This is a genomic window from Pseudomonas sp. St290 (assembly GCF_018325805.1).
In the GTDB taxonomy this organism is placed as follows: domain Bacteria; phylum Pseudomonadota; class Gammaproteobacteria; order Pseudomonadales; family Pseudomonadaceae; genus Aquipseudomonas; species Aquipseudomonas bijieensis.
In genome coordinates this window covers 4,764,796-4,790,374 of sequence record NZ_AP014703.1, presented here as the reverse complement: position 1 = coordinate 4,790,374, position 25,579 = coordinate 4,764,796, and the positions used below count along the sequence as shown (strand labels likewise).

General features: G+C 59.9%; 28 protein-coding genes. 13 read left to right on the top strand and 15 right to left on the bottom strand.

What is annotated here, in order from left to right:
* Positions 1-63 precede the first annotated feature (63 nt).
* The gene (locus tag PBDP_RS20680; RefSeq protein WP_146206893.1) at positions 64-333 is read left to right on the top strand and encodes a hypothetical protein; all 270 of its coding nucleotides are present in this window, start codon (positions 64-66) and stop codon (positions 331-333) included.
* A 132-nt stretch (positions 334-465) separates the two neighbouring features.
* Here PBDP_RS20680 and PBDP_RS20675 read toward each other — a convergent pair whose 3' ends face one another.
* From PBDP_RS20675 to PBDP_RS20660, 4 genes are all read right to left on the bottom strand, one after another.
* Positions 466-1,152 carry an HD domain-containing protein gene (locus PBDP_RS20675; protein WP_109756473.1) on the bottom strand — a complete coding sequence of 229 codons (687 nt, stop codon included), beginning with the start codon at positions 1,150-1,152 and terminating at the stop codon, positions 466-468.
* Between the two features lie 20 nt (positions 1,153-1,172).
* Positions 1,173-1,562, bottom strand: coding sequence for a hypothetical protein (locus PBDP_RS20670; RefSeq protein ID WP_109756474.1), 390 nt, complete (start codon positions 1,560-1,562; stop codon positions 1,173-1,175).
* Positions 1,563-1,650: 88 nt separating this feature from the next.
* A complete protein-coding gene (locus PBDP_RS20665) occupies positions 1,651-2,706 on the bottom strand; it encodes an alpha/beta hydrolase family protein (RefSeq protein ID WP_212802527.1) in 1,056 nt (351 codons plus the stop codon).
* A gap of 97 nt (positions 2,707-2,803) precedes the next feature.
* Positions 2,804-3,481, bottom strand: coding sequence for a phytanoyl-CoA dioxygenase family protein (locus PBDP_RS20660; protein ID WP_109756476.1), 678 nt, complete (start codon positions 3,479-3,481; stop codon positions 2,804-2,806).
* 143 nt (positions 3,482-3,624) lie between these two features.
* On the opposite strand from PBDP_RS20660, the gene PBDP_RS20655 reads away from it, so the two are divergent.
* Positions 3,625-4,248, top strand: a complete 624-nt coding sequence (locus PBDP_RS20655; RefSeq protein WP_212801256.1) for a hypothetical protein — start codon at positions 3,625-3,627, stop codon at positions 4,246-4,248.
* Between the two features lie 292 nt (positions 4,249-4,540).
* Here PBDP_RS20655 and PBDP_RS20650 read toward each other — a convergent pair whose 3' ends face one another.
* The 3 genes from PBDP_RS20650 to PBDP_RS20640 form a co-directional block, all read right to left on the bottom strand.
* On the bottom strand, positions 4,541-5,281 hold the full coding sequence (locus tag PBDP_RS20650; RefSeq protein ID WP_212801255.1) for a Fic/DOC family protein: 741 nt from the start codon (positions 5,279-5,281) through the stop codon (positions 4,541-4,543).
* Positions 5,278-5,538, bottom strand: coding sequence for a hypothetical protein (locus PBDP_RS20645; protein WP_116833106.1), 261 nt, complete (start codon positions 5,536-5,538; stop codon positions 5,278-5,280). Before PBDP_RS20645 ends, PBDP_RS20650 begins: the two co-directional genes overlap by 4 nt.
* Positions 5,539-5,814: 276 nt before the next feature.
* Positions 5,815-6,093 carry a short-chain dehydrogenase gene (locus tag PBDP_RS20640; protein ID WP_212801254.1) on the bottom strand — a complete coding sequence of 93 codons (279 nt, stop codon included), beginning with the start codon at positions 6,091-6,093 and terminating at the stop codon, positions 5,815-5,817.
* Positions 6,094-6,644: 551 nt separating this feature from the next.
* Between PBDP_RS20640 and PBDP_RS20635 the strand changes: the two genes are divergently transcribed.
* The 7 genes from PBDP_RS20635 (at position 6,645) to PBDP_RS20605 (ending at position 12,531) form a co-directional block, all read left to right on the top strand.
* Complete coding sequence (locus PBDP_RS20635) at positions 6,645-8,834, top strand: response regulator (protein WP_212801253.1); 2,190 nt, start codon at positions 6,645-6,647, stop codon at positions 8,832-8,834.
* Positions 8,835-8,991: 157 nt separating this feature from the next.
* Positions 8,992-9,177, top strand: a complete 186-nt coding sequence (locus PBDP_RS20630; protein WP_212801252.1) for a hypothetical protein — start codon at positions 8,992-8,994, stop codon at positions 9,175-9,177.
* 346 nt (positions 9,178-9,523) lie between these two features.
* Positions 9,524-9,940: a glycine zipper domain-containing protein gene (locus tag PBDP_RS20625; RefSeq protein WP_072406201.1), complete on the top strand. Its 417-nt coding sequence runs from the start codon at positions 9,524-9,526 to the stop codon at positions 9,938-9,940.
* Positions 9,941-10,647: 707 nt separating this feature from the next.
* Positions 10,648-10,821: a hypothetical protein gene (locus tag PBDP_RS20620; protein WP_162893857.1), complete on the top strand. Its 174-nt coding sequence runs from the start codon at positions 10,648-10,650 to the stop codon at positions 10,819-10,821.
* A 79-nt stretch (positions 10,822-10,900) separates the two neighbouring features.
* Complete coding sequence (locus PBDP_RS20615; RefSeq protein WP_212802526.1) at positions 10,901-11,101, top strand: hypothetical protein; 201 nt, start codon at positions 10,901-10,903, stop codon at positions 11,099-11,101.
* Between the two features lie 88 nt (positions 11,102-11,189).
* Positions 11,190-11,564 carry a hypothetical protein gene (locus tag PBDP_RS20610; RefSeq protein WP_212801251.1) on the top strand — a complete coding sequence of 125 codons (375 nt, stop codon included), beginning with the start codon at positions 11,190-11,192 and terminating at the stop codon, positions 11,562-11,564.
* A 271-nt stretch (positions 11,565-11,835) separates the two neighbouring features.
* Positions 11,836-12,531, top strand: a complete 696-nt coding sequence (locus PBDP_RS20605; protein WP_163857556.1) for an HAD-IA family hydrolase — start codon at positions 11,836-11,838, stop codon at positions 12,529-12,531.
* A gap of 64 nt (positions 12,532-12,595) precedes the next feature.
* On the opposite strand, the gene PBDP_RS20600 is transcribed toward PBDP_RS20605, so the two are convergent.
* The gene (locus PBDP_RS20600; RefSeq protein WP_109756486.1) at positions 12,596-13,342 is read right to left on the bottom strand and encodes a 3-oxoacyl-ACP reductase family protein; all 747 of its coding nucleotides are present in this window, start codon (positions 13,340-13,342) and stop codon (positions 12,596-12,598) included.
* 125 nt (positions 13,343-13,467) lie between these two features.
* Between PBDP_RS20600 and PBDP_RS20595 the strand changes: the two genes are divergently transcribed.
* Positions 13,468-14,391 carry a LysR family transcriptional regulator gene (locus PBDP_RS20595; protein WP_109756487.1) on the top strand — a complete coding sequence of 308 codons (924 nt, stop codon included), beginning with the start codon at positions 13,468-13,470 and terminating at the stop codon, positions 14,389-14,391.
* Positions 14,392-14,537: 146 nt separating this feature from the next.
* Here the strand turns inward: PBDP_RS20595 and PBDP_RS20590 are convergent, their stop codons facing one another.
* The 3 genes from PBDP_RS20590 to PBDP_RS20580 all read right to left on the bottom strand — a co-directional run bounded on the left by PBDP_RS20590 (position 14,538) and on the right by PBDP_RS20580 (position 18,049).
* Positions 14,538-15,266: an aspartate/glutamate racemase family protein gene (locus PBDP_RS20590; protein ID WP_212801250.1), complete on the bottom strand. Its 729-nt coding sequence runs from the start codon at positions 15,264-15,266 to the stop codon at positions 14,538-14,540.
* 61 nt (positions 15,267-15,327) lie between these two features.
* The gene (locus PBDP_RS20585; protein WP_109756518.1) at positions 15,328-16,857 is read right to left on the bottom strand and encodes an NCS1 family nucleobase:cation symporter-1; all 1,530 of its coding nucleotides are present in this window, start codon (positions 16,855-16,857) and stop codon (positions 15,328-15,330) included.
* Between the two features lie 448 nt (positions 16,858-17,305).
* Positions 17,306-18,049 (bottom strand): phosphoadenylyl-sulfate reductase, encoded by a 744-nt coding sequence (locus tag PBDP_RS20580; protein ID WP_013693959.1) that lies wholly within the window; start codon positions 18,047-18,049, stop codon positions 17,306-17,308.
* Positions 18,050-18,223: 174 nt separating this feature from the next.
* On the opposite strand from PBDP_RS20580, the gene thrH reads away from it, so the two are divergent.
* The gene (gene thrH, locus PBDP_RS20575; RefSeq protein ID WP_163857562.1) at positions 18,224-18,841 is read left to right on the top strand and encodes a bifunctional phosphoserine phosphatase/homoserine phosphotransferase ThrH; all 618 of its coding nucleotides are present in this window, start codon (positions 18,224-18,226) and stop codon (positions 18,839-18,841) included.
* 258 nt (positions 18,842-19,099) lie between these two features.
* On the opposite strand, the gene pabB is transcribed toward thrH, so the two are convergent.
* The 4 genes from pabB to rloA all read right to left on the bottom strand — a co-directional run bounded on the left by pabB (position 19,100) and on the right by rloA (position 23,665).
* Positions 19,100-20,443, bottom strand: coding sequence for an aminodeoxychorismate synthase component I (pabB, locus tag PBDP_RS20570; protein ID WP_109756490.1), 1,344 nt, complete (start codon positions 20,441-20,443; stop codon positions 19,100-19,102).
* A gap of 161 nt (positions 20,444-20,604) precedes the next feature.
* The gene (locus PBDP_RS20565; RefSeq protein WP_109756491.1) at positions 20,605-21,591 is read right to left on the bottom strand and encodes an alpha-L-glutamate ligase-like protein; all 987 of its coding nucleotides are present in this window, start codon (positions 21,589-21,591) and stop codon (positions 20,605-20,607) included.
* The gene (gene rloB, locus PBDP_RS20560; protein ID WP_109756492.1) at positions 21,591-23,123 is read right to left on the bottom strand and encodes an osmotic stress tolerance membrane protein RloB; all 1,533 of its coding nucleotides are present in this window, start codon (positions 23,121-23,123) and stop codon (positions 21,591-21,593) included. Before rloB ends, PBDP_RS20565 begins: the two co-directional genes overlap by 1 nt.
* Positions 23,124-23,128: 5 nt before the next feature.
* Positions 23,129-23,665, bottom strand: coding sequence for a retropepsin-like aspartic peptidase RloA (gene rloA, locus PBDP_RS20555; RefSeq protein WP_003179569.1), 537 nt, complete (start codon positions 23,663-23,665; stop codon positions 23,129-23,131).
* 282 nt (positions 23,666-23,947) lie between these two features.
* Between rloA and PBDP_RS20550 the strand changes: the two genes are divergently transcribed.
* On the top strand, positions 23,948-24,661 hold the full coding sequence (locus tag PBDP_RS20550) for a GntR family transcriptional regulator (protein WP_003204063.1): 714 nt from the start codon (positions 23,948-23,950) through the stop codon (positions 24,659-24,661).
* Positions 24,658-25,548: a methylisocitrate lyase gene (gene prpB, locus PBDP_RS20545; RefSeq protein ID WP_109756493.1), complete on the top strand. Its 891-nt coding sequence runs from the start codon at positions 24,658-24,660 to the stop codon at positions 25,546-25,548. The genes PBDP_RS20550 and prpB overlap by 4 nt, the downstream gene beginning before the upstream one ends.
* Positions 25,549-25,579: the final 31 nt, after the last annotated feature.

The following is a 25,579-nucleotide window of genomic DNA, read 5'->3' as shown; positions in this document are numbered from 1 at the left end:
TTTTAGGCTATCTCCTAGTCGTGCGAAATGACTAACCCTTCGATTTCTTTCAGAGGTCGGTTCATGCGTTCAAATCTTACAGTCTCAAATTTTTTAGGTCCGTGGTGTGGGGATTCACCTACAGGACTGATGCACCGTTGCAGGGAGGCCTGGGATACCCCTTTAGCAAATTTGAACGACCTGATGGTTGCCACTTTTTTGAATCAGAACATCGCTGCCATGCCGATGCTTATCGAAGCAAAGCGTCGCATAAAAGAGCAGGAGCGAGATGGGAGCGAGTATTTCGAGGGTCAGTTGCTCGAAGCTATGAAGCGTGTGCAGTCAGGGGAGTAAGTTAACCCCGACGAGTTATCGAAAGGGGGACGATTTGAAGGCTGACTGACTGGGTGGATGGATTCCGATTTCACGAATGATATCGGTCACTGTGGTCGAGCACCGGCGAAGTTGAACATTTGAGTCCAGTCCTCAGTCAAGGCGGTCAATGGCGCGTGCAAGATTCGCACGTGCCTGCTGCTCGAATGCGTCGAAGTACGACGCGGTCGTATAAATGCGCCCACGTGCCAGAAAGCCTTCAAGGACCTGACGCCGTTTTTGGCGGTACACAGGCAGCGGCACAAACTGATACTCGCGGCGAATTTGCTGGTCGTATTCCTCGAACCGCTCGAAGGATGCCCCAAGGATCGCCAGATCCGTGTCCACCAGTACCGCTTCGTCTGCCGACGCCGGGGCGCAGTCGTGTCGCGTCACCATCACCAGATCGTAAAGCCTGCGTCGCGTTTCATCGCCCAGGCCGTTAGCGCGTGCCACGTCATCCAACCATTGCGCACTGCGCAGTTCGTTGTCGCTGCGAAGGGGGTCGTAGATCGCATCATGGAACCATAGCGCGAGGTCGACTTCGGCGGGGGCCTGGCAGGCCGCGTTGACGAATCGGCGCACCTGAAGGCATTCCTTCAGATGCTGGAGGTTGTGGTAAGCGCGATGCGGCTCGCAGTAGTGTCGAATGAGTTCTTCGTACGTCTCTCGTGACGCGCATCCGACGCCAAGCTCCGCCCAGACGCGAGCCCAGGCGGCGAAGCCCGTGTCATCAGCCACGTCCAGGTCATCGGGCGTGCTGGCCGGGAATAGACCGCTCCCTTCTGGCGACCCCATCATCGTATTTTTCCCCATATGAATTATTGGGCGTCATCCGCCGGCGCGTCGTCGGCATCCTCCGGTGGCGCTCCGTAAGGTACGCCAATCTCGACCCGATCAGCCTTTACCCAACCGGTATAGTCGTCGCCGCTTTTGGCGATGAAGTTCACTTCCAGCCACGATTCGTCTTCAAGGCTGGAGTAAATGGTGAGGGCGTCGCCGGGTATTACGAAAATCTTCTTGTTGGCACAGGCTTCATCTGGCGCTTCGTGGAAATGCAGGCGTCCGCTACCTATGACCTTGCCTTGCACCGATGGATGGAATTCGGGAACCGTCCCGGAGAGCTTTTCCGCCAGGGCAGAACAGTTAACAGCGGCTTGGCTAAGGCCGCTGAAAAAGCACAGGCACAATAAGCTTGAACGCAGATACATCTTGGCGAGTCCGTTAGGGGGGAGGCGTAGGATAGTTAAGTCGGAAACTGTTGGGAAAGAGACCTATTTTTGACGAGGATGGGGCAGTTCACAAACTGCCTTCTTTGTGCGCAGATGGCTGCGCCAAAAACTCTGCGATCAATGATGCAACCTGCTGCTGAATCACCCCCCGAGCACGACCGCCATCGCCATCCCGACAAATGATTCCATCCCCTGGCACGTCCTCTTCAAGCATCTCCTGCGCACCCGGCTTACACATCGACATGAAACTGAAATGGCTCGCGTCTTTGATCTCAACGTAACGGCTTGACGCCTGGGGCAGACGCTTGGCTAGGTTGGCAGACTCCAACTCGGCGGGGAGTTCACGCGACGGTACGCCGGCAGCGATCACCAGTGCAGGGACAGGCAGCGCGGCCAAGCTTTCATCTGTCAGGCCCCGTGACAGGCCCAGGTCCAATGTCACCACCGCAGTGACGCGTTTATCCCGCCAATCGGCGGCCAGTTCGGCTTTTGCTTCAGCGGTGCTGGCGGGATTCATCTGCTGGTAGACGGTGCAACTGGCTAACTGCGAATGGGCTTTGCAGTCCTGGGCGAAGCGCTCGGGATCGAAGCGAGCGCCAGCGATCTCCAGGGCGGTCCAGCCGCCGAGTGAGTGGCCCACGGCTGCAATTCGGCCATTGGCGACCCGGCCAAATTTTTCCGGTTGAGTCGTGACCGCATCAATGGCCCGACGCAGATCAACCGGCCGTTGCCAAAGCTGTGCCGCTGCTTGAGGGCTGCGGTCGTGGGTGGTGCTGCCGGGGTGGTTGATGGCGGCGACGATGTAACCCTTCTGGGCCAACGCGCTGGCGAGCCAGATCTGGTTGCTCCAGTTGCCCCTGTAGCCGTGGGAGAGCACTACCAATGGATGCTCGCCGGCAGTGGGCGGCGCGTTACGTACGGCAGATGCACCGACAAATACCGCGTTATCGGCGATCAGTTGCGGGGTTGCGGTCGTTGCGCTGGGGTACCAAACGACCATCTCCAGTGCGCGACCATTGTGCGGATCCGGGAGGGTGGAGGATTGGAAACCGACGGGGTTCTCGTCAGCCAATGTGGTAGTCGTCAGGCAGGCCAACAACAGGGTGCCGAAAGCTGTTTTCAATGTCGTTTCTTCCTTGATTAGACGAAAGGGGGCGATGAGCGCCGGCATTAAAGCTCAGATTCGAAGCGCTGCGCATCACTTTCATCGAGCAAAAATCCTAGTTTCTGAAAGCAAAGTCCGCAGGGGCGAATCGATCGCGGGTGTCCATACGAATATTTCGTAGCGCCGCGGTTTCCAGGTGTGATGCGTATAACGACTCCGAGCAATAGCTGATCAGAATTGATCGACGGTGTGTGCCGATCATGTTCAGGCTACCTGCGTGCACCAGATCGACATCGAACACCAGGATGTCACCGGCGCAGCCTGACAACTGTACAGAGCGGGACTCGTCATTGAAGTCCAAGGGTGGTGCTCCCGGCTTCGGGCGATGGCTGCCGGGGACGATCCGTGTCGCGCCGTTCTGGGGGCCGTAATCGTCGAAGAAGGCCAGGGCGATAGCGATGTCGCCTGGCCGCTGGGCCGACAAGTCGCGGTGCAATTGTTGGTGGCCGCAACCGACCAGGGGCTCGCGTCCTTCCACTTGGGAGAGGAAGAACCGTTCGCCGATCAACTCGCCTGCCACCGCCAGTAGCTGGGGCAGACGACACACCGCCTGAATCTTCGAATCATCGTCCAGCATTGAATAGCGCCAGTCCATGCCACGGGGCACAGGCCATTGGTCCGACGGTCGCACGCCTGCATCGAACACGTTACGCAAGTCAGCCAGCCATTCGTTCGGGATCGCTTGGCGGAGCAGGACGTAGCCGTCTCGATGGAGTTGTTCGCGATCAGCCATGGAGGTCTCGACTTCCTTGTGGGGACGTTTGCAAGGCTAGTATTCAAACCAACAGAGGGCTACCGGACACTGGAAATTGACCGGAGCAAACCCGGGAGGTTTGCAGTTATCATCGGCCACCATCCAAGAAAAGGACTTCATCGATGAAGCGTTTGTTTGCCTGCACTCTCCTGGCGCTGGCCGTCGTCGGCTACGCCAAGGCCGACCAGAGCACCTTCGAAGAAACGAACCAGTGCTCGGAAGACATCGACTGCCAAGGGGATTTCATTTGTAAAAACGGCCTATGCGATCTTCCAGAACCCCAGCAAAGCCTCGTTGCAAAGCCCGCCACCAAGCCTCAACCGGCACCTCCCGCACCCCCGGGCGTTGCTTATGAACCATTGCCCGTCAACGCCGAGCGTGCCGGACCGTTCACAACCCAGACCCAGGCGATGACGACCGCGCTGAATTATCGATCCAGGGCTGGCGTGATGAACGTTATGGAATCAATCGTCGAGCAAGTCGAATACACCGGTTATGTGACGATTGAAAAGGCTTACACGTTTGGCCCGAGCAAGTATGTGCTGGTTGTTTCCACGGGAGAGGGGGGCAACGCGTGCCCGGCGTCGACCTATGTATTCAGTTTCGACACCCAGGCCGAGCGCGTTGATGGGAAGCGTGAAGTGGAGGGGTGTTCTGAATTGGTCGAGGCCATGGCGCAGGGGAATAAGCTCGTGGTCAAGAAGGAGGGGAGTGCGATGGTTGTTTATAACGGGGTTGTTGAGTAGTTCAGGTAGACGATGCACTCGTGGCGAGGGAGCTTGCTCCCGCTTGAGCGCTCTACGAATTCACGCGGCTCGCGTAAAACTTGCTCCAAAATTGTGGATCTCGAGCCGCTTTCCTGGCGTAGAAGGGTATCGACGAGTAAGCCTCTTTTAAACGTTGCGAGCCCAGCGCCCGCCTTTCGGCTTCCTGGATACTCAAGGCTCCATTTCGCCAGATTGCAATCCAGAAGCTGTCCGCCTGCAATATCGCGGAAGGTTTTACCTCTAGCATTTCGTATCTCCGGCACGTAGAAGGCTAAGGGTCGAGAGGCTTTACCCTGTGTGTCTTATAAATTTGCTGGACTTCTGGGTTGTCCAGGCTCTCGTACGTGATGTCTTCTTTGTCCAGGCCATCTAGGCCTCGGATGCCACTGATGGTTTCCGGCCACTCGCCACGGCTGGATATGGCTACTCTGAATGGTTTCAGGTAGTTGTCGAGATGCCCTTGGCCAGGCTCGCGGATCTCATCGCTGAGTGCTCGTAGGTAATCGTCTTTGTTTGTTTTTGACCAATCGATAGCAAACTTGGCTCGATAGCAGAGTTCCATGAAGACTAATAGAATCGTACGTCCATTGCCGTCAAGAAAGGGGTGCGCGAAAGCCAGTTGACCCATCACCTCGCCAGGATGCTCTTTGAAGTGTTTCTTATCGGCCGCCAGTTTAAGTGCATAGTCGACAGACCTCTTGATGAGTTCCGGGCGCTCGAAAGCTGTACTGCGGGGATTGTTATGGGAACCTTTGAAGACGGCTAGGTGAGGTACGAGCTCGTTTCGATCTTTCCCTGCCCAAGGATAAAAGCCCGAAAATAAAATTTTGTGAACTTCGAGCACTGTCTGGAAGGTAATGGGTCTCCTTTTAGCCAGACAAGCAAGAGCATCTTCGATACTTGCCTCGAAGGAAAGATGCTCAGATTCTTTTACTTCTATAGGATCTTTAAGTCGTAATGAGTTTTGAAGATACCCGGCGGTTTCGAAATCACCGAACGGATCAAAACTCATGCGCTACGTTTCTTGGCGCGTCTTTTCTCCTGAAGGTACTCGCCTTGGAGCGTCAGGATCTCCGACTTACTCAGAACACCTTTTCTCTTGAGATTGACAAGCAACTGTTCGATGCCATCCAGCTCGACGACATCCCCAGCCAGACGAGTGATGGTCGCAGCCATGCGACTCATACCGTCAAGTTCAGCAGTGACATTGTGGGCTTTAGCAAGCTTTCGGACCTGAGTCGCGACGCTAGCAGTAGCTGTTTGGGTCATTGGAAAGTCCTCTACTCACGACCAAACCATAGCATGGGGCTGTTTTTCTGTCTCCACGGGCTATGGGTAAAACATCTCCGTGGTGTGCTGTATAGATCAATGGCTCTGGCGTTTCAAAAAATGTCGTGGTGCGGTCGTAATTCTGTGTGCTTAAAAAAACGATGAGTCAGTGGCGAGGGAGCTTGCTCCCGCTTGAGTGCGCAGCGCTCACAAAAGGGGCCGCTGCGCAGCCCAGCGGGAGCAAGCTCCCTCGCCACGGGTTGTCGGTTGGCAGGCTTATAGAGTGGAACCTGCCGGTGCCGCATCCAATCGTCGTGCAATCACATCCATCACGTCGCACCCGTCACGCAGCGGGATGCAGCAAAGTTGTGCCAAATCTTGCAAGGTCGCGGGGTCGATGGTCAGTTCATCGCGCATTGCCAAGTTTTCCAGGAACTGGGTGGCGGCACGGATTCGGTAGGCGGCTGAGTCGAGCAGGATGTGTAGCGGGGCGGCGGTATCGACGTAGAGGGGTTGGTCGTCGGCGTTGCTGGTAAGGCCCATGTATTGATTCATAAGTAAGCTCCACTGGAAAAGTTTCACCACCTAATCGTCGCCAAACGAAGGTGGCAACTGTACGCAGGTTGGCGAACCGGAGTGGAAGCCGGCAGACCCGAAGGTCTCCCGCGTACAGCTGCCATAACGACAACTTTACAGATGCAAGAACGCCTGCAACAACGCAAGCGCTTTGCATCCCACTGCGAGTCGCCAAACCCGGCCGCCATCTGGGCGACGCCAGACTATAGTCGCCACCGCAAAAAATACGCAAGGGATTGATAGCGAAGGGGATTCCCAATCATATGTAGGACGTTGCCAACGTCGTAAGTATTCAAGCTGCATGTCTTACAACTTTGCAGGTTCCTCACCTACATCAGGCCCATTCCCAACGATATGTAGGATATTTCTGTAACCCAACCTCCCATTTCTGCCCTTAACCCCCCATTTGCCCCCGACACATCCCACAATCCAATCGCGCATTCCCACCCGTCGCGGGATAATACGGCCCTGCCTGGGGTCACAAGCTTTTCCCCCTCGTTGGTATTGGCGTCTCAGAAGGATCGAACGCAATGACAGATTGGCTCCAGAGCTATGGAGAAATGGCCGAACGGATTCGCCGCCATCCGTGGGAAGGCACGCCACTCGGGCCACCTTCGCAGTGGCCCGATGTGTTGAAGACCACCGTGGCGCTGAGCCTCGCCTCGCATTTTCCCCAGGCCATCGTATGGGGGCCGGACCTGATCACGTTGTACAACGATGCGTTCCTGCCGATCCTCGGCAACAAGCCCGAGGCGCTGGGCCGGCGGTTTGATGAGGTGTGGCGGGAAGTCTGGAGCGATATCGAGCCGATTGCGCGCGCGGCCTTTGAGGGGCAAGCGACTTATATAGAGAACTTCCCCCTGGTCATCGAGCGCGGTGGCGGTCCTGAGCAGGCTTATTTCACGTTCTGCTACAGCCCCATCCGCGACCAATTCGGCGCGGTGGTGGGCATGTTGGATACGGTCACCGAGACCACCTCGACGGTGTTCATGACCCAGCGCCTGGCCGTGCTCGATGCCATCGGCACCGCCGTGGCGAACGCCACCGACCCGCAGACCATCATGGCGATCACCACGCGGATTCTGGCGGCGCACCTGAACCTGTCCAATTGTGCCTACGCGGACATGGATGAAGACGAGGACGGTTTCACCATTCGTGGCGATTGGGCCAGGGCCGGTTCACCCCATATTCTCGGGCATTATCGGCTGGCTGATTTCGGTCGTCTGGCCGTCGCCAAGCTGAGGGCCGGCAAACCGCTGGTGATCAACGATAACCTCAAGGAGCTGGCGCCGGAGGAGGCGGCGACGTTCCAGGCCATTGGCATCGCGGCCACCATCTGCGTGCCGTTGATCAAGGGCGGGCGATTGACCGCGCTGATGGCCATCCACGATAAAACGCCGCGGGTCTGGTCATCCAACGACCTGGCGCTGCTGATGGAAGTCACGGAGCGGTCCTGGGCCCACATCGAGCGCGCCCGTGCCGATGCTGCGGTGCGCGAAGGCCTGGCGGCCCTGGCCGAATTGAACGCGACGCTGGAAGAGCGGGTCGAGGAGCGCACCACGCGCTTGAAACAGACCGAAGCGGCGCTGCGCCAGTCGCAAAAACTCGAAGCCATCGGCCAGCTCACCGGTGGCGTGGCCCACGACTTCAACAACCTTCTGACCATCATTCGCTCTTCGGTGGACTTCCTGCGCATGCCCAACCTGTCGCAAGAGCGCCGACAGCGCTACATGACCGCGGTGTCCGAAACGGTGGAGCGCGCCTCCAAATTGACCAGCCAGTTGCTTGCATTTGCCCGGCGCCAGCCGTTGAAGCCGCAAGTCATCGATGTGGGCAAGCAAGTGCAGAGCCTGGGAGACATGCTGCAAACGGTCACCGGGGCACGGATCCAGGTCAACGTCGAGTTGTGCGACCGGCCCTGTTACATCCGCGCGGATCTGAGCCAGTTCGAGACGGCGTTGATCAACATGGCCCTCAACGCCCGGGATGCGATGAATGGTCAGGGCACGTTGTCGCTTCGGGTCAATTGCGGCGGTGGCATGCCGCCGATCCGGGGTCATGCCGGGGCCGGGCAATCCTTTGCCGCCATCGCCTTGGCTGACACCGGCACCGGTATTGACCCGCAAGTGCTCGAGCACATCTTCGAACCTTTCTTCACCACCAAGGAAGTGGGCAAGGGCACGGGGTTGGGCTTGTCCCAGGTGTTCGGCTTTGCCAAGCAGTCCGGTGGCAACGTCGATGTTTGCACCGTGGTGGGGGAAGGGACGGTGTTCACGTTGTACCTTCCAGAGGTCGCCCCCGAAACCCACCACGAGCCTGTCAGGGACGAACCCACGCACGTGGTGCTGGAAAAGGGCAAGCGTCGGGTGCTGATTGTGGAAGACAACCTGGAGGTAGGGCGTTTTGCCAACCAGATCCTCCAGGACCTGGGCTACGAGACCGCCTGGGCGACCAACGCCGAAGAAGCGCTGGAGATGGTCGGTCCGGATGCGATGGCATTCGACGCGATATTTTCTGACGTGGTGATGCCGGGCATCAGCGGTATTGCCCTGGCCAGGGAGCTGCGCCAGCGTCGTCCGGATCTGCCCGTGGTACTCACTTCCGGTTATAGCGAAGAGTTGGCCCACAGTGGGCATGAGGGCTTTGAGTTCCTCGCCAAACCCTATTCGGCCGATCAGGTTTCCCGGGTTTTAAACCGGACGATATTGGGGGCTGAATGAGTGTTTCCGTTTTGAAACAGTGAGTTCCATTCGTCGGCCCAGGGCTTTGTTGAATCAACAGTCTGTTGATGACCGACTAGTCTCACTATCGTGAAGGTCGATATTTTCAGGCAACCGGTTGTTGCCGATATGGGCCTCGATGAAAAGGGGAAAGGCAATGGGAACACCGTACAGCGAGGAGAACACCACCGCGTATCCGATCAATGAAGGGTTGCAGTGTGGTCAGTCGACCTATCATGCGGACTTTGGTGACGAGCCGATCAAGTCCATCAGGACGAAGGTGGCTAAAGTACAACGAGGGGAGAAGGCCAAGTTCCTGCCCAGGGTTCCGGTCAAGAAGTGACGGGGATCGTGGTAGGGGAGCTTGCTCCCACCGGGCTGCATGGCAGCCCTTTTTTTCGTTCCCAGGTTCCCGCGTGGGAATGCCGCCAGGGACGCTCGGCGTTCCGATCAGAATCTTTTCTCAAGTAGCGTTTCCTTTCACGTTTCTTTCACAAGCAGGTACGTACTCTGAGCTCATCCGTTAGAAAGCAGTACCTGCCCGTTTCCCCAGCGGGCTTTTTTTTGCCTGTCATAAAATAAATCGCCGTTTCGTTGTCCAACCGTCATGGCTGACGCTGTTTGGCGTAAACTCGCGCCCGCGTGCACCGGCCATTTCTCCCCGATGCGGCATTCTTGAGGTTTCTATCATGCGTTTGACTTTGTCCACCTTGGTACTGGGGTTAGTGGTTGCCCAGGGCGCGATGGCTGCCGGCGACGGTACCGCCGCGGTCGGCGGTGGTCTGGGCGGTGTGTTAGGCAACGTAGTCGGCCAGCAGATGGGCGGCAGCACCGGTGCCGCGATTGGCGCGGGCGTCGGCGGCGCAGCCGGCAGCGCCGTGGGCGCGCGTAAGGGCAGCCGCACCGAAGCCGCCATCGGCGGTGGCCTGGGCTCGGCCGGTGGCTCGATCGTCGGTAACCGCCTGGGCGGCTCCACCGGCTCCACCATCGGTGCTGGCGTCGGCGGCGCGGCCGGCGGCGCGTTGGGCAGCAACCTGTCCAATGACAACGACGGTCACTCCGGTGGCAAGAAGCACAAGCATAAGCACAAGAGAAATCATCGTTAAGCGGATGCTTGGATGAAAAGCCCCGGCCTTGTGTCGTAATGCTGTTCATCTAGAAAAAACGGCGCTTCTTTCAGAAATGGGAAGCGCCGTTTTTTGTGGGGCTTCTTTTGACTGACGGAGCGTCGAAATCATGAGCCCAAAGCAAGGGCAACAGACAGCTCCAGCCGCTGTGCAACAGCACCACTGTCATCGCGAGCAGGCTCGCTCCCACTCAGTTTTTTGATCGTTTATAAAATCAGTGTCCGCCGCCGATCCCTGTGGGAGCTGAGCTTGCTCGCGATAGCGGTGGGTCTGCTTGCATCAATGTTGAATGTACCGCCGCCTTCGCGAGCAGGCTCGCTCCCACAGTTGGATTGGGTACACCCGCAAGAGCAGGTCGGCTATAAAACCGCCTCGCGAGCAAGCTTTGCTCCCACAGGTCCAGCTCAAACAAGATCTGATGGGTGTACACCCCCCGCAAGAGCCAGGTCGGCTCTCAGGCCGCCTCGTGGTGGGGCATAAGCGCTTTGGTTACTCTCGACTGGGCCGGCTTCCGGGCTTTTCGAAAGTGACCCGCCGTCAGGGCGGAACCATAAGCAGCCGTTACCGAAGAAACGGATATACACCCCCCTAAAACACCCCCAAAAAACGACAGATCAAATCCCCCGGAACGATTGCCGCCCCCCCACCTCAAATTCATACATCCATCAGCAATCGCGAGGTGTGCCATGACGCCGGAAACCGAAGGCAAGGAAGAAAAAGGCCCGACGGGCGTTCCCTTCATCAATGATCCGGGCCCCAACGACCCGGGCAATGAAGACCCCGGTTCCTTGATGGACGACGCCCAAGTGCCCTTGCTAGACGATGAAGACGCTGAACTTGAGGACGAATCCTACAAGTGAAGGCGCTCAAACGGATCGCCCGCGTTCTTTAAGTTTTAGCCGCAGGACAGGTGCGTGCACCTGCCAGGAGGTTGTATGACTGCCGATTCCCCCCGTCCCCGATGACGAAGAAACCCCTGAATACCCACTGCCATCGCCCACTAACCCGCTGAGCCGCGACCAGCGTCCACCGGATGACGATTCGGGAGTGGAGCAGGTGCCCAGCGAGGATGAGGACGTCGAGGCGACCCCGGATGATCCGGACATCGCCGGTGACGATGCCTCCGGCACGCCGAGCTGATTGTCAGTTCCGCCTGTCGATCCAGTGGCACCATCGGCCCGCCACGCCTGCCAGACATCAGGTAAGGACCTTGAAAAGGAGACTCACCATGATGAAGTCCAACATGACAGCGCTGACACTCGCCGGGATTCTTTCCGTCAGTTCATTGGCCGCTTTCGCACAATCTTCGAGCAGTACGCCGCCCGTGGACAAGGGCGGGATGCCGCCTTCCTCGGAAATGGAAGCCGGCTCCGAATCCGGTGCCAGTGGCAACGCCTTGCCTCCGGGCTCCGTGGGGGGCGGCAACGGCGGCGATGCCAGCGGCAGCAGCACCAGCCCCGGCACGGGCAGCGGTTCGATGAGTGGCGGCAGTACGATGGGCGGTGCCGACGCCGGCGGCGGGACCAACGGCGGAACCGGCACCATCGACAGCGGTGGCAGCTCGGGCGGCAGTGGCTCGGGATCGGGCGGCTCCGGTAGCTAGGGTCAATAACCGCTGCGCCGTCATCCAACACCCATCCGTTTTTGTGGCGAGGGAGCTTGCTCGCGCTGGGTTGCGAAGCGACCCCAAGATCCAACGGCCGCTACGCAGCCGAGCGGGAGCAAGCTCCCTCGCCACGGACCCCATTCACCGATTTCCCATTGCCGGTTCCAAGCACCCTTCGTTATCCTGCTGAATCCTTTAAGGCGAACACGCTGCCCTGGCCGCACCTGAGCCATCCCTGGAATGTTGTGTTGATAACGGATCAGATGCGATGAATGCACCGCTGAAAGAGTTTGGCCCGATCAAGGCTGTGATTTTCGACATGGATGGGCTGTTGCTGGACACCGAGGGTATCTACACCGAGGTCACCTCCATCATCGCCGAACGCTATGGGCGCACCTTCGATTGGAGCGTCAAGCAGAACATCATCGGCCGCGGGGCCACGGACCTGGCCAATTACGTCGTCCAGGCGCTGGAGTTGCCGATCACTCCCCATGAGTTTTTGGTCATCCGCGAGCCCTTGATGCGCGAGCGTTTTCCTCACGCTCTGGGAATGCCCGGCGCCGAGGAACTGGTGCGCCATCTCAAAGCCCACAACATTCCGATTGCGGTGGGTACCAGTTCGTCGAGTCCTACGTTCGCGCTGAAAACCACGCTGCACCGGGACTGGTTCGCGCTGTTCGACTGCATTGTGACGGCGGACGACCCTGAGGTCGGTGCGGCGAAACCGGCGCCGGATATCTTCCTCACCGCTGCCCGACGCCTGGGTGTAGCGCCGCGCGACTGCCTGGTGTTCGAGGATTCGCCGTTCGGTGTGACGGCCGCGAAAGCCGCCGGGATGACCGCCATTGCCATTCCGGATTCGGCCATGGCGGACGAAAAATATGCCCACGCCGATGGGATCATCCGCTCCTTGAAGATGTTCCAGCCAAGCCTTTGCGGTTTGCCGGAATTGGAGTGGGCCTGAGATAGGAAAGGGCTGCTGCGCAGCCCAGCGGGAGCAAGCTCCCTCGCCACATGGTTAGCCCGGATCAGGCGCCGAAACCACCGTCGATGGTCAGGCTGGCACCGGTGATGTAGCCGGCTTCCGGCCCTGCCAGGTAAGCGACGAAGCTGGCGATTTCATCGACGTTGCCATAGCGCCCGATGGCCATCAGCGACATCAGGCTGGAGGCGAAGTCGCTGTCGGCCGGGTTCATGTCAGTGTCCACCGGGCCGGGCTGCACGTTGTTGACGGTGATGCCGCGCGGGCCGAGGTCACGGGCCAGGCCTTTGGTCAGGCCCACCAGCGCGGATTTGCTCATGGCGTACGTAGCGCCGCCGGCGAAGGGCATGCGGTCGGCGTTGGTGCTGCCGATGTTGATGACCCGGCCACCTTCGCCCATGTGCCGCGCTGCCGCTTGGGTGGCGACGAACACGCTGCGCACGTTGACGGCCAGGGTCTGGTCGAAATCTTCGAGTTTGAATTCATCCAGCGGCGCCATGGCTAGCACGCCCGCATTGTTGACCAGGATGTCCAACCGGCCAAAAGCCTCGACGGTGGCGGCGACGGCGTTACGGACGGCCTCGGCGTCGGCGCTGTCGGCCTTGATCGCCAGGGCCTTGCCGCCGGCTGCGGTGATGCTGTTCTGCAGTTCTTCAGACTTGGCGCCAGAGCTGACGTAGGTGAAGGCCACGGCGGCGCCTTCTGCTGCAAGGCGTTTGACGATGGCGGCGCCGATGCCGCGAGAACCGCCTTGGATCAAGGCGACTTTGCCGTTCAGTGCTTGGTTACTCATGATGTTCTCCAAAAAGTGCCGGGGCGAGATGCCGCGGTGATGGAGCGAGTATCAAGAAGGCGTCGTGGGCTGTGTAGACCTACATTGCTATAGTCTGTCTAAACCAAAAGTTTAGAGTGTGGCGCATGGAGACCTTTAACAGTATCGAATGCTTTGTGCGTAGCGCGGAAGTCGGCAGCTTTGCCGAAGCGGCGCGACGCTTGAGCGTGACCCCCGCAGCGGTGGGTAAAAGCGTTGCCAAGCTGGAGGCGCGCATGGGCGTACGCCTGTTCCAGCGCAGCACCCGCAGCCTGAGGCTGACCGAAGCCGGTCAGTTGTTCCTGAGGGAAGTCGGCAGCAGCTTCAACACCATCCAGAACGCCGTCGCCAACCTGGCCAGCGCCGGAGGGCAACCGGCGGGGACGCTGAAGGTGAGCATGGGCACGGCGTTCGGTCGATTGTATGTCGTGCCCTTGCTGGGAGAGTTTCTGCGGCGCTACCCGGCGATCAACCCGGACTGGCATTTCGATAACCGCCAGGTGGACCTGATCGGCCAGGGCTTCGATGCCGCCATCGGCGGCGGTTTCGAACTGCCCCAGGGCGTGGTGGCGCGCAAGTTGACGGTGGCCCATCGGGTGCTGGTTGCATCCACGGACTATCTGCAAAGCCATGCCGCCGTGACAGAACCGGAAGATCTGTCACAACACCAAGGCATCCTGATTCGTTCGCCCCAGACCGGGCGCGTCCGTTCCTGGCAACTGACCAGCCGCAGTCGAGAACACAGGCCACTGACGCTCAAGACGCGCATGACCATGAGCGATTCGGAAGCCGACTGCGCGGCGGCCGCCCAAGGCTTGGGCATCGGCCTGGTGAGCATGCCGATCGCCGTTCCCTTCCTGGAGTCCGGCGCGTTGCAGCGAGTGCTGCCGGACTGGTATGTCGATGATGGCAACATCTCCATCTACTACGCCGAGCACAAACTCTTGCCGGGCAAGACCCGGGCGTTCGTGGATTTCATCATCGAGCAGTTTGCCGCGCAGGGGCTGGCGCAGCGGTTCAGTGCGGTCTGAGCTGGGCTTGGGACCGAGTTGGCCCCAATCGCGAGCAGGCTCGCTCCGACAGAGTTGGATGTGTTCACAGACTTCTGATCACCACCCATCACCTGTGGGAGCGAGCTTGCTCGCGATTCGGGGCGCCTCGGCCCAAGGCTATGAACTCACCGCCCAAATCGCCCCGGCCAGCCAATGATGGTCTTGGGCCGAGGTGTCGCATAGGTGCGCACTTTCGACGTCGACAACCCCAGCCGCACCAGCGATTCGGCAATGGTCACCGCCGCGGTCACCCCATCGACCACCGGCACCCCGGTGCGCCGGCGGATCTGCTCGTCGAGCCCGGCCATGCCGCCGCAGCCCAGGCAGATCACCTCGGCCTTGTCCTGGCTGACCGCCAGTTCGGCCTGCTGCACGATGGCTTCGACCGCCCGCTGCGGGTCTTGCTCCAGTTCCAGCACCGCCAGGCCGCTGGCCCGTACCGAGGCGCAGCGGTCGAACAGGCCGGAAAGCTTGAGCCGATCCTCGATCAGCGGCACGGTGCGGTCCAGGGTCGTGACCACCGAATAGGCATGACCGAGGAACATCGCGGTGCTGGCGCCGGCATCGGTGATGTCCACCACCGGCATGTTGAGCAGTTCCTGCAAGCCTTCACGACCATGTTCGCCATAACCGGCCTGGATCACCGCGTCGAACGGCTGGTCGTAGGACATCACCCGGTCCATCACCGCGATGGCCGCCAGGTAACTTTCAAAATTGCCCTCGATGGAATCGGCACCGAAGTACGGCGTGAGCCCGACGATCTCGGTGCCCGGCGCGGCGACGGCCTGAGCCTGCCGGGCGATGGCTTGGGTGATGGATTCGGTGGTGTTGACGTTGACCACGAGAATTCGCATGAGCTGTCCTCCTTGATGTAGAAAAATAAGCGACCCGAACCTGGCGAGCCGCTGGGGCCAATTAATGACTGACGTTATCCACCGCGATGGCTTCGCCGCTGACATCTTCGTAATACGGTTGGCGTTTGGCGATGATCAGGTACAGCAACCCTGCAATCGAAGCGCCAATCAGCCAGGAAAACGGTGAAACGGCGTCAAAACCTGGCACCAGGGCCAGGACAATCGCGATCAGCGCGGCCGGAATGAACGCCGCCACCGCACGCAGGTTGACCCCATTGCTGTAGAAGTACGCACCGTTGGGGTCTTCGCTATACAGTTGCGGCACGTTGATGCGGCCTTTTCGCAGCAGCCAGTAGTCGACCATGATCACCCCGTACAGCGGCCCGAGCAGGGCGCCGAGGCCGGACAGGAAATACACGATCACCAGTGGGCTGTTGTAGAGGTTCCACGGCAGGATCAGCACGGCAATGGCGGCGCTGATCAGCCCGGCGCGGCGGAAGTTCAGGTACTTGGGCGCCAGGTTGCTGAGCACGAAGGCCGGGGCGACGAAGTTGGCCATGATGTTCACTGCCACGGTGACGATCAGGAAGGCCAGGCAGCCCAACACAAGGAAGAAGGTATTGGGGATCGAAGCGATCACCTGGGTCGGGCTTTCGATGATCTGCCCATTGATCTGGAATTGCGCACCGCAGAGCAGGATGGTGATCCCGGCGAACACCAGGATATTTACCGGCAGGCCCCAGAAATTTCCGACGACGATGGTCCGACGGCATGGCGAGGAGCGGGCGAAGTCGCAGAAATTGAGGATCAACGTACCGTAGATCGACAGCCACAGCGCGCCGCCGGCAAAGATATTGCGCCACATTTCGCCACCGGTCAGCGGTTCGCGGATCGACCAGGCAATGGTGGCGCCGGCCTGGGTGTACATCCAGCCGGCCAGGGCCGCGACGGTCACCAGGATCACCGGGCCGGCAAAGCCTTCGTAACGACGAACCGTTTCCATGCCGTAGGCCAGGATCACCAGTTGCACGAACCAGATCGCCACGAAACACACCCAGCCCAGGCTCGACAGGCCGAGGATCGAGTCGTGGTCGTAGTCGGCGAAACCGGGATGGATCGCCACCAGCAAGACGCGGAAAACCACTGACGCCAGGTAGGTCTGGATGCCGAACCAGGCAATCGCAATCACAGCCCTGATCAACGCCGGGATCTGCGCGCCGTGGATACCGAAACTGATCCGGCTGATCACCGGAAACGGCACCCCGGTTTTCTGCCCCATGTAGCCGGACAGGTTCATGAAGCCATACACCAGTGCCGCGCCTATTCCCAGCGACAGCAAGATTTGCCAGCCGCCCAGGCCCAGGGCATAGAGGCCAATGGCGAAGGAATAGTTGGCGATGTTGTGCACGTCGTTGGTCCAGAGGGCAAAGATGCTGTAGCGACCCCAGCGCCGACCTTCGGCCTTGGTCGGCGCCAGGTCTTTGTTGTGCAGCCGCGGGCTCAGGGCCAGGGGCGCTGCGGTGTGGTCATCGAGGGCAGTGGTGGAGGAGGGCAGATCCAGCGCGATGTTATTGGAGAGACTTGTACGCATTCCGGCAGGCTCCTGATTCTCGGCGCCGCGATGACTGTGCATGAGCTTGAGGCTCGACAAATCTTCGTCGCGGCGGGTGAGCATCATTGGTTACGGGGCATCTGCAGCCTGTACGGGATAGGGCGCTTCAGGCTTGCGGATCTAAAGTGTGTGTATGTTTTATAAATGTTGTATACAAAACACTTGTCGACTAAAGCCAAATTTATGCCACTTACGGATCTATCGTCCGTAGCGCTAATTTCGTTTTGTTATTGAGTCTGAATAACTAACTGAAATACCGTGATTTAAAACTGACCGTTTAAACAGGTATTTATTTTTTGGCGAACGCCAGTAGGGTTGGATGGGCAGGCGAGGCGGGAAGGTGTGTGTAACCTTTCGGGGCATAAACGATATAAGTGCACACAAAAATGCCACTTGTAGTGACATTTTTGTGTACAGGGTGAGAGGCTCAGACGGTCTTGGATTTGGCGATGATGTTCCCGGCATGCAGCCCGCATTCTTTCTGCGTGGCTTCTTCCCACCACCAGCGGCCTTCGCGCTCGTGCTGGTTTGGCAGCACCGGGCGGGTGCAGGGCTCGCAGCCGATGCTGATGAAGCCGCGTTCATGCAGGCTGTTGTAAGGCAGCTCCAGCATGCGGATGTAGCCCCAGACTTCTTCGCTGGTCATCTGCGACAGCGGGTTGAACTTGTAGAGGGTGCGCTCGGGGGTGGAGAACGCCGTGTCGATTTCCAACACCGCCACCTGGCTGCGGGTGCCGGGGCTCTGGTCGCGGCGCTGGCCGGTGGCCCAGGCACGGACATCGGTCAGTTTGCGTCGCAACGGTTCGATCTTGCGGATGCCGCAGCACTCGCCATGACCATCCTTGTAGAAGCTGAACAGGCCTTTTTCCTTCACGAAGGGTTCAAGTTTCGTGTAGTCCGGCGAGACCAGTTCGATGTCGATCTTGTAGTGCTCGCGTACCTGATCGATGAAACGATAGGTTTCCGGGTGCAGGCGGCCGGTGTCGAGGCTGAACACCTTGACGTTCTTGTTCAGTTTCCAGGCCATGTCCACCAGCACCACGTCTTCGGCGCCGCTGAAAGATATCCACAGCTCGTCGCCGAATTCGGCGAAGGCCAGCTTGAGGATGTCCTGCGGGGACTTGTTGGCATAGGTCGTGGCGAGTTCCACGACATCAAACGATGGGCTCATCAGGGCGGTTTCCTACAGGTCGGTGGCGCTGGGCGCTCTATATGGGGCTGATGGTAACAAAAGCTGTCGGGGCTGGCGCGTTCCTCTGCGTTGCGCGGACTTCGGCGAATGGCTAGAGTCGGCAGGCCTTTTGTTCGCTCAACCGATAAACATCAAAAAAAGTGGGAGTGTCTTGTGGAAATTGCCTGTCTCGACCTGGAAGGTGTGCTGGTCCCGGAGATCTGGATCGCCTTCGCCGAAAAAACCGGTATTGAGTCCCTCAGGGCGACCACTCGGGACATTCCCGACTATGACGTGCTGATGAAGCAACGCTTGCGTATCCTCGATGAGCACGGCCTCAAGCTCTCCGACATCCAGGAAGTCATCGCCACCCTCAAGCCGCTGGACGGCGCCATCGAATTCGTCGACTGGCTGCGCGAACGCTTTCAGGTGGTGATTCTTTCCGACACGTTCTACGAATTTTCCCAGCCGTTGATGCGCCAGTTGGGCTTCCCGACATTGCTCTGCCATCGGCTGATTACCGATGACAGTGGGCGGGTGACCGGTTATCAACTGCGTCAGAAAGATCCCAAGCGCCAGTCGGTCCTGGCCTTCAAGAGCCTGTATTACCGAGTGATCGCAGCGGGGGATTCCTACAACGACACCACGATGCTGGGCGAAGCCGACGCCGGGATTCTGTTCCATGCGCCAGAGAATGTGATCCGTGAGTTCCCGCAGTTCCCGGCGGTGCACACGTTTGCCGAGTTGAAGCAGGAATTCCTCAAGGCTTCGAACCGCAGCCTCAGTCTGTAAACCCAATCCCCTGTGGGAGCGGGCTTGCTCGCGAAGGCGGTGGTCCAGCCGGCATTGATGTCGACTGACACACTGTCATCGCGGGCAAGCCTTGCTCCCACAGACTGGCGCTATACCCCCTGTGGGAGCGGGCTTGCTCGCGAAGGCGGTGGTCCAGCCGGCATTGATGTCGACTGACACACTGTCATCGCGGGCAAGCCTTGCTCCCACAGACTGGCGCTATACCCCCTGTGGGAGCAAGGCTTGCCCGCGATGCTTTTAGAGGTTCTGCAAGGTCTCAAGCAACACCCGAACCTTGGTAATCGACTCCTGATATTCGGCCTGCCAATCCGAGTCTGCGACAATCCCGCCACCGCCCCAGCAACACACCTGTCCATCCTTGACCAGCAAACTGCGGATAGCGATGGAGCTGTCCATTTCCCCGCGTACGTCCAGGTACAGCAACGAGCCGCAATACAGTCCGCGACGGGTCGGTTCGAGCTCGTCGATGATCTGCATGGCACGGATTTTCGGCGCGCCGGTGATCGAGCCACCGGGGAAGCTGCCGGCGATCAGGTCCAGGGCGTCCTTATCCACAGCCAGTTCGCCGGTCACGCTGCTGACCAGGTGATGCACGTTCGGGTAGCTTTCCAGGCTGAATAACTCCGGCACCCGCACCGAGCCGATGCGGCAGGTGCGGCCCAGGTCGTTGCGCAGCAGGTCGACGATCATCAGGTTTTCCGCCCGGTCCTTGGGGCTGGCCAGCAGCTCGGCGGCGTGGGCCGCGTCTTCCGCGGGCGTTGTGCCGCGGGGCCGGGTGCCTTTGATCGGTCGGGTTTCCACCTGGCCTTCGCTGATCTTGACGAAGCGTTCGGGGGACAGGCTCAGCACCGCGCCGCCATCGGGTAGGCTCTGGAAGCCGGAAAACGGCGTCGGGCAAGCTGCGCGCAGCGCCTGGTAGGCGGCCCAGGCATCACCCTGGCAGGGCGCGCGAAAGCGCTGGGCAAAGTTGACCTGGTAGCAGTCGCCGGCCTGGATATACGCCTGGATCCGTTCGAACGCCTGTCGATAGGCCTCGGCGCTGAGGTCGGGCGTCATCGGGCCTTGAAGATTGAAGACGTCAGCGCACGCCGTTGTCGGCTGGCTGAACAGCGCGATCAGGCGCTGACGCTCGCCTTCGCCACAATGGGGGTGGAAGACCAATTGGCTGGTACCGGCCTGGTGATCGCTGACCAGCGCCCAGTCGTACACACCGAAACGCGCATCGGGCAGTTGCAGGTCGTCCTTGGCGTGGGACGGCAGGGCTTCGAGGTGTCGGCCGAAGTCGTAGCTCAAGTAGCCGATCAGGCCGCCGGCGAAGGGCAATTGCACCGTGGTCGGTAGTACCGCGTCGCCCAGTTGCGTCAGCTGAATGCGCAGGCGTTGCAGGAAATCGCTACCGCTCTCGTCGGGCAACACTGCCAGTTGCTCCAGCGGCCAGGCACTGAGCAGGTCGTAACGTCCGCGCTCGGCACTCGGCCGGCCGCTGTCGAGCATGACGCTGCCAGGAGCGTGACGGATCGCCGCGAAATACTCGGCGGGGTTGGCGCGGTAGGGCAGCGGGTGTACGGAGCAGGTTGGCATGGGCGGGGCGGGTCGGCCGTTCAGGCGGGGTGGCGATTGTAATCCCTCTGTAGGATTTGCTCCTAGAGGGATGTCGGAGATGGGTAAGTATGGGGCCATCAAAAGTATTGGAGTGTGAACACCCTGTGGCAAGGGGACTTATCCCCTTGCCACAGGAGACTTCAACCCTCAATCGGCGGAATATGCCCAAACAATGCCTGGGCGAACGCTACGCGTTCTTCCACGGTTTCCTCGACACCCCGGGCCTTGAGTTCTTCCAGGTGCGCTTCCACCGCATGGGTGCGCAGAGTCAGGCCGCAGTCGTTGGCGATCTGGATGTTCAGGCCGGGGCGAGCGTTCAGTTCCAGGATCAACGGACCTTTTTCCTGGTCCAGCACCATGTCCACGCCGATGTAGCCCAGCCCGCACAGTTCATAGCAACCGGCGGCCAGTTTCATGAAACCGTCCCAGTAGGGCAGTTGCACGCCGTCCACCGCGTTGGTGGTGTCGGGGTGTTTGGTGATGATGTTGTTCAGCCAGGTACCGCGCAGGGTCAGGCCGGTGGCGAGGTCGACGCCCACGCCGATGGCGCCTTGGTGCAGGTTGGCCTTGCCGCCGGACTGACGGGTCGGCAAGCGCAGCATGGCCATCACCGGATAGCCCATCAGCACGATGATGCGGATGTCCGGCACGCCTTCGTAGCTGATGCTCTTGAAGATCTGGTCCGGCGTCACGCGGTACTCGATCAGCGCCCGGTCTCGGTGCCCGCCCAAGGAGTACAGGCCGGTGAGGATACTGGAGACATGGTGCTCGATTTCCTCATGGCTGATGATCTTGCCGGACACCGTGCGATAGCGGCCTTCGAAGCGGTCGGCGATGACGATGATGCCGTCGCCACCAGCGCCCTGGGCCGGCTTGATGACGAAGTCGGTGCGCCCGCCGATGATCTCGTCGAGCTTGTCGATTTCCTTCTCGGTGGAGATCACCCCGTACAGCTCCGGCACATGAATGCCGGCGGCGATGGCCCGTTCCTTGGTGATGATCTTGTCATCGACGATGGGGTACAGGCTGCGCTTGTTGTACTTGAGCACGTAGTCGGCATTACGCCGGTTGATGCCCATGATGCCCCGGGCTTCCAGGGCCTTCCAGGTCTTCCAGAAACCGAACATCAGGAGTCTGCCTTGAGGAAGGCCTTGAACCGGACCAGCTCGGTCAGGCGGTAGCCGCGATAACGCCCCATGGCCAGCATGAAGCCCACCAGGATCAACAGGACCGCCGGGAAGGTGAACACGAAGTACACCAGCTCCGGCACGCTCATGATCAGGTGCGCCAGGGACGCGGCGAACAAGGTGCCGATGGCGACTTTCATCGCGTGGCCGGCGCCGCGCTCTTCCCAGGTGATGGACAGGCGCTCGATGGTCATGGTCAGGATCACCATAGGGAACAGCGCCACCGACAGGCCGCGCTCCAGGCCCAGCTTATGACTGAACAGGCTGATGGCGGCGATCAGCACCACCACGAACGTCAGCACCACCGAGAGCCTTGGCAGCATTTGCAGCTTGAGGTGCTCCAGGTACGAACGCAGCGACAGGCCCAGGGTGGTGATCACCGTGAACAGGATGATCCCGAAGCCCAGTTGAGTTTCGCGGAAGGCCAGGGCGATCAGTACCGGAGTAAAGGTGCCCAGGGTTTGCAGGCCGATCAGGTTGCGCAATATCAGAATCACCAGCACGCCGATCGGGATCATCACCATGATCATGAACGTCTGCTGGGTTTGCAGCGGCAGACCGTACAGCGAGTATTCGAGAAAGTTGGCGTCGGTGTTCTCGTCCGTCAGCTTGGCCAGGCGAATGGCGTTCATTTCGCTGTTGTTCATGCTGAAGGTGACGGTGGCTTTCTTGCCGCCATCGACGGTGATCAGGTTTTCATCGCCGGTCCACCACAACAGGCGGTCGGTGGGCAGGCCCTGTTCGCCGGAGTCCGGGTTGAAATACAGCCAGTCGGTGCCGTTGAAACTGCGCAGCCACAGTTCCGGTGCCTGCGGCTGGTCGGCCACCAGGCGAATGGTATGGACCTTTTCCACCGGCACGTGGGCGATGGACAGCACCAATTCAACGATACGGGCCTTGTTGGCCGAAGACGGATCGCCGGCCAGCAGCAGCTTGACGTTGTCGTCGTTGAGGTTGTTGACCCGCTTGATCGCTTCGCTGATGAACGTCTCGACGTCGGCCGAATGTTGGCGGATCGGTGCGAGCAGGGCTTCGGCGGCCAGTTTTTCCGGGCCTTCGACGGCGATGCTGTCGCGGAAGGTCGGGCCCTTGACCTTGGTTTTCTCGGCGCTGTAGCGCTTGGTCAGCACCAAACGGTAATAAAGGGTCTGGTTGCCCTTGGCCCGACGGGCCGACCACGTCACCTTGCGGTTACCGTCGACCCGGTTCACCGCCACACCGTAATTATTGGAGATGAAACTCTCGTTGAGGCTGACGTAGTCGCGGCTCAGGGGCGGCACGAACATCTGGATCTTGACCGGATCCTTGGCGTTGGGCACGAACTCGACCTTGGCGTCGATGTTCCACAAGTCGTCGGTGGCGTCTTCGGTGACCGGGATGCCGAGCACGAAAATCTGATAGGCCGTCACCGACAGGCCCAGCACCACCAGGATGGCGATCAGCATTTTCAGATGGAGGGTAAGGGAGCGCATTGGAATTACTCTGCGGTTTGAGCGGCATTGGCGCAGGCGGGTTTGCCGGCAGCGTATTTAAGACTGGGGTCGACCAGCGCATCGAAGCGCTTGAGCGCCTCGGAACCGATCAGCAACGGGTATTGGAAGGCGCTACGGTCGGTCAGGTTCACTTCGATGCTGCGCAGGGCCGAGCCCATGCAGATGTCCAGTTCGATGACTGGACGGGCCGTGTACTTCTTGCCTTCTTCCGGGTCGTAGTCGCCGGCGCGACGCTTGATCTTGCTGACGCGGGCCAACGGACGTTCGATGGGGTGCGAGTGGGCCGCGTCGATGGCCAGGTAAAAGCGCACCCAGGATTCGCCATTGCGCTTGAAGCGCTTGATATCACGGGCGCTGAGGGAGGCGGTCTTGGCGCCGGTGTCGAGCTTGGCGGCGACCTCCAGGTCGATGCCTTGCAGGGCGGCGTATTCGTTGAGGCCGTACACGGTTTTTTCACCCGCCGCGGCAAGCCCCGGCAGGCACATGAAATAAAGAGCGGCAGATAAGGGCTTGAGTGTCATAGATCCTGGTGCGCAGCGTTCCGTTTATCGGTTCAGGCCCTGGCATTACTGCACAAGCTCCTTCAATAGCCTTCCCTATATAAAAGAGAGCGGCGAATAGCGGCGGCATTCTAGCACGGTGGTTTTCTGACGCCACCGCTGGCCGGACGCTACGAGTCTTCATGCAGAAGGGTTATCGCCAGGGCGCTTATTAGACGATTGTCGACAATGTTGATTTTTGTTTTGACGTTTACGCTGCTATTGGATAGTTTTTGCCTTATTGATTTTCAAGGTGTCGACAATATGCTCGATCAGCTCGAAACCCCGGTGATGGCCCAGGACGACTCGGAGACCCTGTCCGAGAACGTCTTCCGGCGTATCCAGGCCGCCATCGTCAAAGGCGAGATCGCCCCCGGCAGCAAGATCTCCGAGCCCGAGCTGGCGCGTACCTACGGCATCAGCCGCGGTCCGCTGCGCGAGGCGATCCATCGCCTGGAGGGCCAGCGCCTGCTGGTGCGCGTGCCTCACGTCGGCGCCCGGGTGGTGTCCTTGAGCCACGCCGAGCTGCTGGAACTCTATGAAATCCGTGAGTCCCTCGAAGGCATGGCCTGCCGTTTGGCGGCTGAGCGCATGACGTTGGAAGAAATCGACGAACTGCGCCGGGTCCTGGAGACCCACGAGCGCGATGCGGCGTTCCAGGCCGGTGTCGGCTATTACCAGCAGGAAGGCGATTTCGACTTTCATTACCGGATCATCCAGGGCAGCGGCAACCGCACCCTGACGCAAATGCTGTGCGGTGAGCTGTACCAACTGGTGCGTATGTACCGCATCCAGTTTTCCACCACGCCCAACCGTCCACGCCAGGCCTTTGCCGAGCACCATCGGATTCTCGATGCCATCGCCGACCGTGACGGCGAACTGGCTGAATTATTGATGCGCCGGCACATCGGCGCCTCCAAACGCAATATCGCGCGTCATTTCCAGGACAGCGCCGCCACTGAACGAGGTGAGTCATGAGTTCCAGCAAGAGCACGCCAGGCCAGCGTTTCCGCGATGCGGTCGCTAATGAGCATCCGCTGCAAGTGGTGGGCACGATCAACGCCAACCACGCGCTGCTGGCCAAACGCGCCGGTTTCAAGGCGATCTACCTGTCGGGTGGCGGCGTGGCGGCCGGTTCCCTCGGCGTGCCGGACCTGGGCATCACCGGCCTGGATGACGTGCTGACCGATGTGCGCCGTATCACCGACGTCTGCGACCTGCCGTTGCTGGTGGACGTGGACACCGGTTTCGGTTCCTCGGCGTTCAACGTGGCCCGTACGGTCAAATCGATGATCAAGTTCGGCGCGGCGGCCATCCATATCGAAGACCAGGTCGGCGCCAAGCGTTGCGGCCATCGTCCGAACAAGGAAATCGTCTCGCAGCAGGAGATGGTCGACCGCATCAAGGCCGCCGTCGATGCCCGCACCGATGACAGTTTTGTAATCATGGCGCGTACCGACGCCCTGGCCGTGGAAGGCTTGGAGTCGGCCCTGGACCGCGCCGCCGCGTGCATCGAGGCCGGTGCCGACATGATTTTCCCCGAAGCCATCACCGAGCTTGATATGTACAAGCTGTTCGCCAGCCGCGTGAAAGCGCCGATCCTGGCCAACATCACTGAATTCGGCGCGACTCCGCTGTACACCACCGAACAGCTGGCCGGTGCCGATGTGTCCCTGGTGCTGTACCCGCTGTCGGCGTTCCGCGCCATGAACAAGGCAGCCGAGAACGTCTACACCGCGATCCGCCGCGACGGCACGCAACAGAATGTCATCGACACCATGCAAACGCGCATGGAGCTTTATGATCGCATCGACTACCACACCTTCGAGCAGAAGCTCGATGCGTTGTTCGCGGCGAAGAAGTAAGGCGCGACTCCCCCAATAAATTCAAGAAAAT

Excerpts from the sequence above, each read along its gene's own strand:
- PBDP_RS20680 (WP_146206893.1), top strand. The coding sequence starts at position 64 with ATGCGTTCAAATCTTACAGTCTCAAATTTTTTAGGTCCGTGGTGTGGG.
- PBDP_RS20675 (WP_109756473.1), bottom strand. The coding sequence starts at position 1,152 with ATGATGGGGTCGCCAGAAGGGAGCGGTCTATTCCCGGCCAGCACGCCC.
- PBDP_RS20670 (WP_109756474.1), bottom strand. The coding sequence starts at position 1,562 with ATGTATCTGCGTTCAAGCTTATTGTGCCTGTGCTTTTTCAGCGGCCTT.
- PBDP_RS20660 (WP_109756476.1), bottom strand. The coding sequence starts at position 3,481 with ATGGCTGATCGCGAACAACTCCATCGAGACGGCTACGTCCTGCTCCGC.
- PBDP_RS20655 (WP_212801256.1), top strand. The coding sequence starts at position 3,625 with ATGAAGCGTTTGTTTGCCTGCACTCTCCTGGCGCTGGCCGTCGTCGGC.
- PBDP_RS20650 (WP_212801255.1), bottom strand. The coding sequence starts at position 5,281 with ATGAGTTTTGATCCGTTCGGTGATTTCGAAACCGCCGGGTATCTTCAA.
- PBDP_RS20645 (WP_116833106.1), bottom strand. The coding sequence starts at position 5,538 with ATGACCCAAACAGCTACTGCTAGCGTCGCGACTCAGGTCCGAAAGCTT.
- PBDP_RS20640 (WP_212801254.1), bottom strand. The coding sequence starts at position 6,093 with ATGAATCAATACATGGGCCTTACCAGCAACGCCGACGACCAACCCCTC.
- PBDP_RS20635 (WP_212801253.1), top strand. The coding sequence starts at position 6,645 with ATGACAGATTGGCTCCAGAGCTATGGAGAAATGGCCGAACGGATTCGC.
- PBDP_RS20630 (WP_212801252.1), top strand. The coding sequence starts at position 8,992 with ATGGGAACACCGTACAGCGAGGAGAACACCACCGCGTATCCGATCAAT.
- PBDP_RS20625 (WP_072406201.1), top strand. The coding sequence starts at position 9,524 with ATGCGTTTGACTTTGTCCACCTTGGTACTGGGGTTAGTGGTTGCCCAG.
- PBDP_RS20620 (WP_162893857.1), top strand. The coding sequence starts at position 10,648 with ATGACGCCGGAAACCGAAGGCAAGGAAGAAAAAGGCCCGACGGGCGTT.
- PBDP_RS20610 (WP_212801251.1), top strand. The coding sequence starts at position 11,190 with ATGATGAAGTCCAACATGACAGCGCTGACACTCGCCGGGATTCTTTCC.
- PBDP_RS20605 (WP_163857556.1), top strand. The coding sequence starts at position 11,836 with ATGAATGCACCGCTGAAAGAGTTTGGCCCGATCAAGGCTGTGATTTTC.
- PBDP_RS20600 (WP_109756486.1), bottom strand. The coding sequence starts at position 13,342 with ATGAGTAACCAAGCACTGAACGGCAAAGTCGCCTTGATCCAAGGCGGT.
- PBDP_RS20595 (WP_109756487.1), top strand. The coding sequence starts at position 13,468 with ATGGAGACCTTTAACAGTATCGAATGCTTTGTGCGTAGCGCGGAAGTC.
- PBDP_RS20590 (WP_212801250.1), bottom strand. The coding sequence starts at position 15,266 with ATGCGAATTCTCGTGGTCAACGTCAACACCACCGAATCCATCACCCAA.
- PBDP_RS20585 (WP_109756518.1), bottom strand. The coding sequence starts at position 16,857 with ATGCGTACAAGTCTCTCCAATAACATCGCGCTGGATCTGCCCTCCTCC.
- PBDP_RS20580 (WP_013693959.1), bottom strand. The coding sequence starts at position 18,049 with ATGAGCCCATCGTTTGATGTCGTGGAACTCGCCACGACCTATGCCAAC.
- pabB (WP_109756490.1), bottom strand. The coding sequence starts at position 20,443 with ATGCCAACCTGCTCCGTACACCCGCTGCCCTACCGCGCCAACCCCGCC.
- PBDP_RS20565 (WP_109756491.1), bottom strand. The coding sequence starts at position 21,591 with ATGTTCGGTTTCTGGAAGACCTGGAAGGCCCTGGAAGCCCGGGGCATC.
- rloB (WP_109756492.1), bottom strand. The coding sequence starts at position 23,123 with ATGCGCTCCCTTACCCTCCATCTGAAAATGCTGATCGCCATCCTGGTG.
- rloA (WP_003179569.1), bottom strand. The coding sequence starts at position 23,665 with ATGACACTCAAGCCCTTATCTGCCGCTCTTTATTTCATGTGCCTGCCG.
- PBDP_RS20550 (WP_003204063.1), top strand. The coding sequence starts at position 23,948 with ATGCTCGATCAGCTCGAAACCCCGGTGATGGCCCAGGACGACTCGGAG.
- prpB (WP_109756493.1), top strand. The coding sequence starts at position 24,658 with ATGAGTTCCAGCAAGAGCACGCCAGGCCAGCGTTTCCGCGATGCGGTC.